The organism is Planctopirus limnophila DSM 3776, from assembly GCF_000092105.1.
Classification (GTDB): Bacteria; Planctomycetota; Planctomycetia; order Planctomycetales; family Planctomycetaceae; genus Planctopirus; species Planctopirus limnophila.
In genome coordinates this window covers 2,492,476-2,504,498 of record NC_014148.1, presented here as the reverse complement: position 1 = coordinate 2,504,498, position 12,023 = coordinate 2,492,476, and the positions used below count along the sequence as shown (strand labels likewise).

The 12,023-nt window shown below is 52.1% G+C and carries 10 protein-coding genes; 5 read left to right on the top strand and 5 right to left on the bottom strand.

The genetic code is table 11. The annotated features are described in order from the left end of the window. Window positions 1-151 precede the first annotated feature (151 nt). The 4 genes from PLIM_RS09945 (at window position 152) to PLIM_RS09930 (ending at window position 5,356) form a co-directional block, all read left to right on the top strand. A complete protein-coding gene (locus tag PLIM_RS09945) occupies window positions 152-1,480 on the top strand; it encodes a CpaF family protein (RefSeq protein WP_013110179.1) in 1,329 nt (442 codons plus the stop codon). 145 nt (window positions 1,481-1,625) lie between these two features. Beyond that, entirely contained in the window at window positions 1,626-2,591 is a 966-nt protein-coding gene (locus PLIM_RS09940) for a type II secretion system F family protein (protein ID WP_013110178.1), read from the top strand. A 104-nt stretch (window positions 2,592-2,695) separates the two neighbouring features. Beyond that, window positions 2,696-3,634, top strand: coding sequence for a type II secretion system F family protein (locus tag PLIM_RS09935; protein WP_013110177.1), 939 nt, complete (start codon window positions 2,696-2,698; stop codon window positions 3,632-3,634). 318 nt (window positions 3,635-3,952) lie between these two features. Beyond that, window positions 3,953-5,356, top strand: coding sequence for a sigma-54-dependent transcriptional regulator (locus PLIM_RS09930; RefSeq protein ID WP_013110176.1), 1,404 nt, complete (start codon window positions 3,953-3,955; stop codon window positions 5,354-5,356). 83 nt (window positions 5,357-5,439) lie between these two features. Here PLIM_RS09930 and PLIM_RS24380 read toward each other — a convergent pair whose 3' ends face one another. After that, window positions 5,440-5,598 (bottom strand): hypothetical protein, encoded by a 159-nt coding sequence (locus tag PLIM_RS24380; RefSeq protein ID WP_155523244.1) that lies wholly within the window; start codon window positions 5,596-5,598, stop codon window positions 5,440-5,442. Between the two features lie 131 nt (window positions 5,599-5,729). On the opposite strand from PLIM_RS24380, the gene PLIM_RS09925 reads away from it, so the two are divergent. Beyond that, complete coding sequence (locus PLIM_RS09925; RefSeq protein WP_013110175.1) at window positions 5,730-7,256, top strand: hypothetical protein; 1,527 nt, start codon at window positions 5,730-5,732, stop codon at window positions 7,254-7,256. A 146-nt stretch (window positions 7,257-7,402) separates the two neighbouring features. On the opposite strand, the gene PLIM_RS09920 is transcribed toward PLIM_RS09925, so the two are convergent. From PLIM_RS09920 to PLIM_RS09900, 4 genes are all read right to left on the bottom strand, one after another. Beyond that, window positions 7,403-9,103 (bottom strand): response regulator, encoded by a 1,701-nt coding sequence (locus PLIM_RS09920; RefSeq protein WP_013110174.1) that lies wholly within the window; start codon window positions 9,101-9,103, stop codon window positions 7,403-7,405. Between the two features lie 482 nt (window positions 9,104-9,585). Further along, complete coding sequence (locus tag PLIM_RS09910; RefSeq protein ID WP_013110173.1) at window positions 9,586-10,422, bottom strand: CheR family methyltransferase; 837 nt, start codon at window positions 10,420-10,422, stop codon at window positions 9,586-9,588. Then, the gene (gene cheB, locus PLIM_RS09905; protein ID WP_013110172.1) at window positions 10,419-11,576 is read right to left on the bottom strand and encodes a chemotaxis-specific protein-glutamate methyltransferase CheB; all 1,158 of its coding nucleotides are present in this window, start codon (window positions 11,574-11,576) and stop codon (window positions 10,419-10,421) included. The genes PLIM_RS09910 and cheB overlap by 4 nt, the downstream gene beginning before the upstream one ends. Next, on the bottom strand, window positions 11,573-11,941 hold the full coding sequence (locus PLIM_RS09900) for a response regulator (protein WP_013110171.1): 369 nt from the start codon (window positions 11,939-11,941) through the stop codon (window positions 11,573-11,575). The genes cheB and PLIM_RS09900 overlap by 4 nt, the downstream gene beginning before the upstream one ends. Between the last annotated feature and the right edge of the window lie 82 nt (window positions 11,942-12,023).

The window sequence follows — 12,023 nt, the reverse complement described above, 5'->3', positions numbered from 1 at the left end:
TGATGGACCTGTCTCTGAAAAACAGCATTTGATGATTTCTGGCAACTGATCGTCACACACGGAATTTCTGAGCTAAGTTTCCTATGACTGATGGTCGGATCAGTCTGCCAATCTTGGGAAGCTGTCTCTAGATTCCGGAGTGATGCGTCAAATGCCACCTGCCACTTTCAATCCCCCACGTAGCCGCAGCGGTTTATCCTCGGAGCAGGATTTTGAAGCACTCAAGCGATTAATCCACGGCAAACTCGTGGAAAAACTCGATCTCTCCCGCCTGGGAGACCTGGAAGGTGATACTCTTCGCCGAGAAATCCGCCTGGTTGTCGAGCACTTATGCGACACCGAGAACCCCTTGCTCAATCGTTCCGAACGTGAACGGCTGATCGAAGAAGTTCTTGATGAAACCTTTGGCTTTGGTCCGCTGGAGATTCTTCTCAAAGAACCCGGCGTCGCTGACATCATGATCAACGGCCCAAAGAATGTCTTCATCGAAAAAGGTGGACGGATTCAAAAGTCGGAAGTCACCTTCCGCGATAACGATCATCTTCTGCAGATTCTCGATCGCATCGTCTCCCGCGTGGGGCGTCGTGTGGATGAAACCTGCCCGATGGTCGATGCCCGTCTTCCAGATGGCTCGCGACTCAACGCTGTCATTCCTCCACTGGCCCTGGATGGCCCCTCGCTCACAATTCGTCGATTTGGTTCCAAGCCACTGGCTCTGGAAGACCTGCTGAAATTCGGTGCCTTCACACCCGAGATGGTCATGCTTTTAGAAGGAGCCATGAAGGCTCGTCTTAACTGCATCATCAGTGGAGGTACGGGTTCTGGTAAAACCACACTTCTTAATACTTTGTCGAGCTTCATTCCGAATGATCAGCGTGTCATCACGATTGAAGACGCTGCCGAAATTCAGCTTCAACAGGAACATGTGCTGAGGCTTGAAACACGTCCTGCCAATATCGAAGGTAAGGGACGAATCACAGCGACTGATCTTGTGAAAAACGCACTGCGTATGCGGCCCGACCGAGTGATTATTGGGGAATGCCGTGGAGCCGAAGCTCTCGACATGCTCCAGGCCATGAATACTGGTCACGAAGGGTCACTCACCACGATCCACGCCAATACACCGCGCGATGCTGTCTCGCGACTGGAAACGATGATCGCGATGGGTGGTGTTGAAATTCCTCTGCGAGCACTCCGCCAGCAGTTTGCAGCGGCAGTCGATCTGATTATTCAGACGAATCGTCTACAGGGTGGGCCACGCAAAATTACACATATTACAGAAGTGCTCAACATGGAGCAGGACACCGTGGTGATGCAGGACATTTTCGTCTTCGTGCAGGATGGAATTGATGAGACTGGTCGAGCTTTTGGCCACTTTGAGTCCACGGGAGTCAGGCCATCGTTTATGTCTCGACTGGAGCAGGCTGGTATTCGTTTGCCAGCGAACATTTTTCATCAAAGAGCACTGGGTGGGCGGTAACGATCAGAAATTGTTCCGCCGGTGAACCATTGATTGGCCCGACTGAAAATACGGACTGTCTTGAACAAGCTTCGATCCAGACTGTTGAACAAAGGTTTGTTTGCTCATTTCGTGCGTGATTGAGTTTCTCCGAGGGAATTGTCTTATGAGCCCACTAATGATATCGCTGACAGTTTTCGTGGGTGTCTCTGCCTTCGTGGGTGCCATCGCTTCACTGCTCATGGGTGGAAATTCCAAACGTGCAGAAGACCGTCTGGATGTACTTGCCGGTCTGAAAACCAGTGAAGAGCAAACCAAGATCACCAAAGATGAACTCGTTAAGCTCAGCTCTCAGACCATTGATGGTGCACTGGGATTGCTGATGGAGCGATTTCGCGGGATCGGTCTCTTTTTTGAACAGGCCGATTCTCCGATTGGTTTAAGATCGTTTTTGCTGATCAGTGTTTCCTGTGGAATTGTGGGTGCCGCTCTGGGATTGATTGGCAATGCGCCCACTCCACTCCTCCCGTTATTTGGCTTGCTGACATCCACGTTTCCATTCATCTGGCTGTCGTTTCGACGCAAGAAGCGATTCAAGCAGTTTGCCAAACAGCTCCCCGATGCCATGGAATTGATGGGCCGGGCATTGCGATCAGGTCACAGCCTGGCATCAGGTCTGCATCTGGTCTGCGATGAAATGCCTCCACCGATTTCACAAGTCTTTCGCAGTGCTTATGAAACTCAAAATCTTGGCGTTCCCGTCGAAAGTGCCTTGAAAGAGTCCCTCAAGAAAATGCCCAACCTGGACTACAAATTTTTTGTGACAGCTGTGGCAATTCAACGGCAAACCGGCGGTGACCTGGCCGAGATTCTCGACAAGATCAGTGAAGTGATCCGCGAGCGATTCAAAATCCTCGGAACAGTTCAGGCTTTAACAGGTGAAGGCCGCTTAAGTGGTGCTGTGCTGATGGCCATGCCGATTGCCATCTTCTTTGCGGTCTACTACCTGAATCCCAATTACGTCATGGTGCTGTTCACCACCGACCTCGGCAAAAAGATGATTGCTGTCGGGATCGTGATGCAGATTCTGGGCGCCGTCGCCATCAAGAAAATTATCGACATCAAAGTGTAAACATTCGCAGGTTATCTGGAGAGTTCTCCATCAACCATTGGTCATTTTGTCGGATATTGTCACTCAAGAAGTTCTGTTCGAGCCCCGTTTGAGGTTTGCCAATCATGATGATTGATTTCGCTACGATTGTCCCGTTGGCAATCTTTGCCTCGATCACGTTGGCTGTGTTTGCAGCTTTGCAGATATTCAGCCGGGAGCAGAGTCGTGCCAGCCAGCGACTGGATGAGTTCAACAATCCCTTGTTGAGAGAACAGCAGCGAGGACAGAAAAATGGCATGTCCAACCTTCTTGAGAAAGCCGCACCGGCTCTGTCGAAGGCGTTGGAACCTAAGTCGGAGCTGGAACAAAGCCAATTGAAAATTCGCCTGGCGAATGCCGGCTTTCATTCCCCTCAGGCACCCATGATTTATCTGGCCATCAAGACCGTTTGCCTGGTCGTGGGCCTGGTTTTGGGTGGTGGGTTGGGAATGTACCGCTACGGGACAACTCAAGCCGGTTTGACGACATTAATCATTGCTGCTGGTGCCGGTTTTTATCTCCCGGAAGGTGTTCTGGCTTATCTCATCAGTAAGCGAAAACAGGCGATATTTCTGCAACTGCCCGATGTGCTGGATCTGCTGGTCGTCTGCGTCGAGGCCGGTCTGGGATTAGATGCCGGCTTGCGGCGTGTGGCCGAAGAATTGAAGGATACGGCGCCCGAGATTTGCGGCGAACTGGCGATGTGTAACCTGCAGCTACAGATGGGACGAAACCGTCGGGACATGCTGCATGATCTGGGAGTGCGGACAGGTGTGGATGATGTGAAGGCACTCGTGGCCATCATGATTCAGGCCGATAAGTTTGGTTCTTCCATCGCCCAGGCATTACGCGTGCAGTCAGATTCCATGCGTGTTAAGCGGCGTCAAATTGCCGAAGAGAAGGCTCAAAAAACAGCCGTACAAATGCTGTTTCCCATGGTGATTTTTATTTTTCCAGGCATCTTCGTAGTGCTGGTCGGCCCTGCTGCCATCAAGATGATGGATCAACTGCTGAATAAGCCGTGATCGGTAATGCGGAAGCAACCAAACGTTGATCATTCATGTGGTACCCCTGGAACGAATGGTGACTTGTTGGTGCATCTGTTGCCTTGCTTGTTGGAAAATCGAGTGGTTTGTTTCGTGAAAGCGACTGAGTGACGTGAGAATTTGTTGACGCTGTACAACCTGTAACCTAGGTTTGCATACCCTCGACATGCTCCGCTCTCGACTGATGTTTGAATCCACCAACCAGCTTCCGGCAGGTGATGTGTTCGCTGAAAATGCAGCGAGCATTCTTCCTGATGAAGCCATGCCTCCTTTTGAGATAGAGTGCTGGAGTAGAGAATGTCGATGACTCAAGGATCCCTGCTTGTCGTGGATGATGACCGTCAGCTCGCGGAATCGATGGCCGATTATCTGCGCAGCCTGGGACATCGGACAGAGACTTCTTTCACCGCACGGGATGCCATGGCCCGTATGAAGGAGTTTCGCTTCGACATCGTGATCTGTGATGTCAATCTTCCCGATGAAGATGGCTTTGCTGTCCTCGAATGGGCCAACAAAGCTGTCCCGGATACGGAAATCATTCTGCTGACGGGCTATGGCACGATTGAAAGCGCTGTGGATGCGATCCGGCTGGGTGCGTTTGACTACCTCACCAAGCCTGTGATCGATGAAGAGTTGAACTTCTCCATCCAGCGCGCACTAGGCAAGCGGGAAATTGTCGCTGAGAATCGGCAGCTCAAGCAGCAACTCAATGATCGATTCGGTCTATCAAACATTATCGGGCATGATTATCGCATGCTCAAGATGTACGACATTATTGAAAGTGTCGCCGACACGCGCACGACCGTGCTTGTGCTTGGCGAAAGCGGAACCGGGAAGACACTCACTGCCCGAGCCATTCATCAACTCAGTAATCGTCGAGACAAGCCCTTTGTGGAGGTCGCCTGCGGGGCCCTGCCCGATACTCTGCTGGAGAGTGAACTCTTCGGCCACGTGGCGGGTGCATTTACCGGGGCCTCGCACGATCGAGCAGGGAAATTCCTGCAGGCCAATGGTGGAACATTGTTCCTCGATGAAATTGCGACGGCGTCGCCGAGTTTGCAGGTCAAACTTCTGCGTGTGCTCCAGGACCGCGAGTTTGAAGCGGTCGGTGGAAACAAAACCCACAAAGTCGATGTCCGGCTGATTCTGGCGACCAATGTCGATCTCGAAGAGGCGGTCGCCAAGGGTGAGTTCCGCCAGGATCTGTACTATCGAATCAACGTGGTGACTTTGACACAGCCTTCGTTGCGCGAACGCATCAGTGATATTCCCCTGTTGGCCGAGCACTACCTGAAGGAATTTGTCTCACAGACAGGCAAGAATGTGACCGGTTTCAGTGAGCAGGCACTCTCTGCCATGGCGCGTTATCGTTGGCCAGGGAATGTTCGAGAGCTGGTGAATGTTGTCGAACGTGCTGTCGTTCTGTGTAAGGGCTCTGTCATTGGCCTGCAGGATCTGCCAGAAAACTTGCGCCGCGATGAACCGGTTGCCTTGCTGGGGGCCGTCACGAATGTCTCTGCGGGATCAAGCCTGAAAACGGCGCTGGCCTCTCCCGAAAAGCAGCTCATTATCGATGCGCTGGAATCACATGGGTGGAACCGGCAATTGACGGCTGAAGCCTTAGGGATTAACCGCACCACGCTCTACAAGAAGATGAAGAAGTTCGGTATCAGCTTCGAGCGTCATCTGATGATGTCGTAAATCCGCTCGTCAGATAGGAAAGTCACGATTCTTCCCGGCTCTGGGCATGCTTTGCATCCAGTGATTTCCGGAGAGGACATACTTCAAGTCCCTTTGGGCAGACGTCGCCAGACACCGGTAAAAGTCGCCTGAGGCTGATCAGCCGCAGGAATTCCAAGCTCGAATGGCGAAAGTTGCTGGTCGTTAAACGCGACAGAACCGGTTTTCCCGCTACCAAAGTCACAATCGATACAGTCTGCCAAGTTACCGAACCGATACTACCGGCAGGCCCATCCAGCGCGATGGTTCATTATCGGCGGCATTCGCCGATGAGCAGCGGAAGCAACGGTGGTTGCCTCGCTTCAATTTACGGTGCATCGTCAGGGACGATCTGATGCAGACACGGCACTGGTTTAACAAACTTCGCGGCTTCAAATACCTGCTTGGCGGGCTGATGCTGGCGTCGGGCTCGGTCACCATGGGACAAGATGGTCCCATGAACCCGGATTTGAGCGGCTACTATCCTTCGGCAGGCTACCAGCCCATGCCTGGGGGATATGCGCCGGAAGGGTATGGGCCGGGAATGGCACCTCCATCTTTCCAGCCGGGGATGAACCCCTGGCCGGCAGTTTCTCCCTTTGAGGGGCCCCCTTTCCAGCAGATTCAGCAGGAAAACGGCTTCTGGTTTGATAACTCGAAGTGGGGGCCATCACAAATGTCCTTCACTGTCGAAGGGCTCTATGGGGTCTACAAGAAACCCAATAATCGACTGATGGGTTCTGAAGGCATCCTGCCAATCTATCGCCCCACAACTACTTCCGGGACGGGAACTGGTACAGGGACCGGAACAGGTGCAACGACGAGTAACATCACTCCATTCACCTATACCGGCGTTCTGAATGACGCGACTTCGGGTGGTATTCGCTTAACTCTCGAAGGCGAGCAGGCAGACGAAAGTGGTTGGACTTTGTCAGGCTTCTTCCTGGATGAAGGTGCGACGGGCGAACAGCGTATCGCGACTCCGACGCCCACTTCTGTGACCACAACACCCAGCTATACAATTCCAATCACACAAAGATTGCAGATTGTGGGTGCTCTCCCGCTGTTTGATGGTGATACGAACCTTGATAACGCCAACAATACCGGTGTTCAAAAGTACGATCTGTTGTTCGAGATCAACCACACCAGTCAGTTTTATGGGGCGAATGTTGGTGGTATGGCCAATCCCTGGAAAGAGGGAGATGGATTCCGTATCCGGCCCACTTACGGGATTCGCTACTTCGGTTTACGTGAAACATTTGGCTTTCATGGTGTCGATAGTGGTTTGAATTATACGGTGGGGACGACTGACCTCGCCGTTGTAACCACCACTGGCCGACCACGCCCAGCGGCGATTATCGCTCCGGATAATCCCACCGATGTTCTGCTGCTGGACTCAACTCTCCGGTCGGTCGTTCAATCGCAGTTTGCGGGTCCCGAAGTCGGCTTCCGGATTGATCTGGGGAAAGACAAATTCAAGATCATCTCGAATACAAAGTTCGGTCTCCTGGCCAACCACTCGAAACGATCGATCGAATATAAAAACATCTTCAATCAGACGGGTTCAGGAAACGTGCCTCCCGCGACAGGTGTGGATCAGGTCTTCAACGATTCCGATACGACCACCATAGTGTCGCCCATGCTCGAACAATCGGTCCTGCTGAGAGCACCACTTCTCAGTTATGTTCCACTGATTAAACGCATGGCGTTCTTCGAACAGGCTCAGTTCCAGTTTGGTTATACCTTCACCATGCTGGGAGAGGTTTACCGGCCAGAAGAGAATATCGTCTGGCGGGGTGCCCCACTCCAAACCACCATCGGTGACAGCCGAAGCACGTTCTGGACACAAGCCTGGAGCTTCGGTGTTGAGTGGAACTACTAACCCGAATTGATTCTTAACGAAGAATTTTGAGTACTGAGATTCAGATCACCCGGTAAGCCATAGCTTGCCGGGTGATCTTCATTTGAGGCACAGCGATTTGACGCATCAACGTGGAGAGAAACTTCAACCTGCCCAAAGATCCACCATCATGAAGCAGTGGGTTCGGCTGGAGGAGTCATCACTTTTTCCAGTTCACTCAAAAGCTGCTCAAGGCGGAATGGTTTGTAGAGTGCGGATTTCAAGCCCATTTGTCTGGCTTTCACGATCGAATGAGAAGGGTCGTAGCCGAATCCTGTCATCAGGATGACCGGCAGATGCTCATTCAACTGTCGAATTCGCACGAAGCAGTCGAACCCTGTCATATCAGGCAGACGGATATCAATGATGGCGGCGTCGTAATGATATCCACGCACAAGCCGTTCAGCTTCGATCCCACTACTGGCAGCTTCCACCACGCAACCAAAACGAACAAGAAGATCATTGGCGGCCTGGCGAATCGTATCGTCCTGATCGACAACAAGAATTCTCTTGCCGCGAATGCGTGCTCTTTGTGCGGCAGGCTGATAGGCCACTGGTGCGTGAGGAAGTGCCGGTTGAGCAGCTTCTCCGATCTTCATGATCAGATCACGAATACCACGGGTGTGATTAATCACTCGCTGCAATCGCTCACAGATCTCCGGCTGGTGACCAATAAACCCATCGAGAATCCAGTTGGCATCACCCAGAATTTCCGAGAGCGGACGATGAATCTCTCTCAGGACGAGATTCATACTCTCGCTTTGCGCCGTCATTTTCTCGACAGCGAACAGTTCCAGTGTATTCAACGAAATGGCGATTTCGCGTGCAAACAGCTCCAGAAATTGCAGATCTCGATGGGAGAATGCTCCCGCTTTCGAGCTTTCGACGTTGAAAGTTCCCAGCACCTCATCGTGCAGAATCAAGGGCACAGTCAGCGAACTTCGGGCCCCCAGGGCACCGGGCAGGTACAAAGGATCGCTCGATGTTTCTTCGCAAAGATAGCTGCTCCCGGTGGCCGCAACGAAACCTGTGACACCGTTATTCGTCGCATTGGCAAACAGCTTCCGGTGAGTTGCTTCTTCAGTCATCCCGACATGCAGCAATGGATCTAATGATTTCGTGTTGCGATCCAGCAGCCGGATCTCGATCGTTTCGTAGTTCAGTGTATCCTGCGTGAATTGAATGATCTTCTGCTTGAGAAGTTCAATGCGATCCTCCACAGACATCTCTATGAGTTCTTCGGCCGAAAGATCACCCAGTTCTCGACCAGCCTGGTGGATCGCATTGAGTTTTTCGCGTTCGAGGACATCGTTCGAAATGTCATGAACCGTAACGACCAGTCCCAGAGGAAGCTCATTATGTTCGTCAAGAACCGGTGAAACGAGAATTTCAAGATACTGTTTGTCGCTCAACCGCAGCTTTGTTCGAGTGGTTTCGCTGGTGGCCAAAGCTTGATTCAGAGGTGAGAAATCGGGTCCTTCGATTTGCGGGTTTTGTAGAACTCCAAAAAAATCCCGCCCCGAAAGATCGTTTGTTCCAGCCAGTTCTTCGATCCGGCGATTCCACCAGAGAACCTGTTGCTGATGATTGAGTACCACAAGCCCGTCGGGAAGATGCTGAACCAGCGCGTTAATCTCATTGAGCCGCATGGCCAGGGAAGCCATCGTGCCGATCACTAGAACGCCATCCGGTAGATCATCATTCGAGAAGTGGGAAAATGGCGTCGCGGGTGGGAGGACATCCACCGGGAAGCCACGCAAATGCTGCAGAATCTGCTCGTGCTGCTCGCTGCTTGCTCCGAGAACCACCACACGTTCAGGAACAGCCACGAATCACCCTTTTACTGAACCACGAATGACCACAAACAACTTAACTTAGAATATCCGACTTTGTGAAATATTTGCATGGCAAACTTCTCGAAAAAGTGAATCGAGAGCACATTAGAATTTAGCGCCGCTACGGGATTGAACCGCGGGTGACGGACGCAGGCATTAACTCTGCGTTGAGAAAACCGAAAAACGACTCCGAACTCATGCCCAACTCAACGTCCTCCACTTTCGTGCTCTTCGCGACCTTCGTGGTGAATTCTCCATTCTTGAAGTAACGAGCGAATCGTTCGAATTGATGGCAGCATGAACTGTCACTCAGCCCATTTCCCGCTTCATCAGAACGGGCGAACGAACCGATGACACGCTTGCCCGCGAGCCTCATACACAGGCCGCAAGCAAGGCATTCAGCGAACATCATCATGCGAAATGTGTGTGGAAAAAGTCTCCACGATCACTCAGCGTTTCACCAATGTGAACGACAGTTAAACGGTCTGAAACTGCCTGGAAGGTGCATACACGGCCGATTTACAGCTTCGGACTCTCTGAAATCGATTGGTCACACCTAAGACGGTCTCAGCAGCACCAAGCACCAGGTAACCATCCGGCCGGAGTTGTCGTTCCATCCGGTCGAGAATGGTGGTCTTATTGGCTTGTTCAAAATAAATGAGAACATTGCGGCAGAAGATAATGTCAAATTCACCCAGTGAGGAGAGATTCTCCAGCAGGTTGAGTGGCTTAAAGGTGACGGCATTCCGCAATTCTTGCGAAATCTGCCAACCTTCTGGTACTTGCTGGAAATATTTGACCAACAGTTGAATGGGCAGACCTCGCTGAACTTCGAACTGCGAGTAGGTTCCCTGCCTGGCTTTCGACAACGCTTGCTGGCTGATATCGGTTCCAATGACTTCGATACGCCATGACGACAATTGTGGAAAGGACTCGCGAATCGTCATCAGGAGCGAATAAGCTTCCTGGCCAGTGGAAGCTGCCGCCGACCAGATCCGCAGCCTGCGGCTGGTTTGCCGATTCGTAATCAACTCAGGAAGAATCTGTTCTTTGAGTTCATCAAAAGGTGTCTTGTCTCGAAAGAATAACGTCTCATTCGTAGTCATCGCTTCCGTGATGGTGGCCTCGAGATTTTCATCCCGGCGAACTCTGAGATGACGAACCAGTTCGACGAGGCTGGGCATACCCAAAGAATTGGCAATGGGGATAAGACGCGCTTCGAGGAGATACTCTTTTCCGCTTCCCAGGGCTAAACCTGATCGTCTGGCGACCAGAGCCGATAGGAAATCATAGTCGTTGGAATCAATGGTCATGCTGCCCCTTTCCACAATGCAATCTGTCGGAGACGACCTGCAATCTCGGACAGCGAGAGCATCTCATCGTGAAGGCCTGCTTTCACGACGGCTCCTGGCATTCCCCAAACCACGCTTGAGACAGCATCCTGTGCCAATATGTAACCACCCGCCTGATGGACGGCCTGTGTCCCTTCAATTCCATCATCACCCATACCGGTCAGCATGACTGCTGCCAGATGCTTGCCCCAGACCTCTGCTGCTGTCCGAAAGAGCGGATTCACCGATGGACGGCAATAATGTTCTGGTGCTGCCTGGTGAAGTTGGGCAACGATATCCCCCCCTTTACGAACAACTTCCAGATGATAATCTCCGGGAGCCACATAGATGTGCCCGGGGAGAATTGGCATGCCCGTCTGAGCTTCGACACAAACTCTGCGGGAATCACTTCCCAGATGCTTCGCCAGCATTGGTGTAAATGCTGCCGGCATGTGCTGAACAATCAGTATCGGTTGCCAGATCGTGTCATCAATGCTCGACATGATCTGGCTCAGAGCTTTGGGGCCACCTGTGCTGGTGCCAATCACAATGGCCTGCACGGGCCGAGGCATTCTGCGTAAGACCGAAGTGCCAGTTGATCGAATGGCCGTCTCGGTTGTCGACGATGCATATCTTGCATTATTGGTACGGGTCACGTTGGATTCAGCGTGTGGACGAATCTCGGCCTCTGCAACGATCGCCGCATCCGGAGTGTTTGCCTCAGGTTTGTTCGTTAAGGCCCGGATGAGCGGTACGAGTTCGGCCCCGACCTGCTGGATCGCATCAGATGCCGACTTTGCCTGAGGTTTAGCAACACAACCTGCAGCGCCTTGCGCCAATGCTTCAACCGTCACTTTCGCCCCGGCCGTCGTGAGAGCACTGGCCATGATGACATGTGTACCGGGGAATTGAATCTGGATCTGACGCAAGGCATCGAGTCCATTCATCACAGGCATCTCGACATCGAGGACCACGATGTCCACAGGATTGCGTTTCAGAAATGCCAGGGCGGCTTCGCCATGCATCGCTGTTCCAGCAAGCTGCAATCCCTCGGTCGATTCAATGACTTTAGCCATCAGGCCACGGATCACGGCGGAGTCATCCACGACCAGAATTTTCACTGGACGTAAACTCATAGAATCCCTGTTCCGGCAAGCTTTTCGCGTACGATTTCTTCCGTGAACGGTTTCATAATGTATTCGTTGGCACCGGCCTGCATCGCTTCGAGAATGCGGGGCAGATCGTTCTCTGTCGTACACATGATAACGGCTGGTTGAGGCTGCGATTTGTCTTCGCGCAGTTTACGAAGGAACGTGATGCCATCCATCACCGGCATGTTCCAGTCGAGCAGAATGGCATCAATTTCCGGGTGACTCTGCACTCGTTCCCAGGCCTGACTGCCATCTTCTGCCTCAAGAATGTTAACCCCTAAAGAAGTCACCATGCGTTTGGTTGCCAGACGAACGGCACGCGAATCATCGACTAGAAGCAAGGTTTTCATAGAGCAGACCTTTTCAGGGCAGCAAGTATCCCGTTTCTCGGATAAGCCTGTATTTCAATCGCCTGGTCATCGACTTTTGCAA